Raw genomic sequence first — 593 nt, 5'->3', positions numbered from 1 at the left:
GATCGAGAACCGCGAATGGTCGTCGAGCACGGTCAGCGGATGCAGGCGCCCGGCGCGCAACGGCACATGACCCTTGAAGTCCATCTGCCACAGATCGTTGGGCGCTTCGTGCTCGAAGCGGATGAAGGGCTTTGCCCCGCCGCCCAGCGCCCCGAGCTCGACGCCGTTGCGACGCAAGATGCCGGTCACCGTCGAGGGCGACGGACAGCCAATCCCCTGGCGCGCCAGGACCCGGGCGATCTTGCGCCCGCCCCAGGCCGGATGTGCCGCCCGCACCGAAAGCGCCGCTGCTTCGACCTCCCAGGCGCTGCGCCTGGGACTCGAGAGCGGTTGGCGCGAACGCTCCAAAAGCCCGGCCTCGCCCTCCGTCCGATAGCGCGCGATCAACTTGTGAGCCACGGTCCGACCGATCCCAAAGCGCCGGCACAACGCGCTCACATTCGCTCCCGGCGCGCTCGCCAACCTGACAAATTCCAGCTTCTGTTTCATCGCGCTCGTGTCCTCGAATGGCATCCCGAACCTCCCGGCGCAAAGCGCGCCAAACTGTTCGCGATGTCCTCGCACACCTGTTCGCGATGTCTCCGGTCCAAACA

Annotated in this window: 1 protein-coding gene; it reads right to left on the bottom strand. The window is 66.9% G+C overall.

The window, feature by feature from the left end:
- Positions 1 to 489, bottom strand: a 489-nt coding sequence (locus NKI08_RS34615; protein ID WP_352776018.1) for a helix-turn-helix domain-containing protein, incomplete at its 3' end; no start/stop codon positions are given.
- Positions 490 to 593: the final 104 nt, after the last annotated feature.

Source organism: Mesorhizobium sp. M0768 (genome assembly GCF_040320195.1).
In the GTDB taxonomy this organism is placed as follows: Bacteria; Pseudomonadota; Alphaproteobacteria; order Rhizobiales; family Rhizobiaceae; genus Mesorhizobium.
This window is presented reverse-complemented; position numbering and strand designations above follow the sequence as displayed.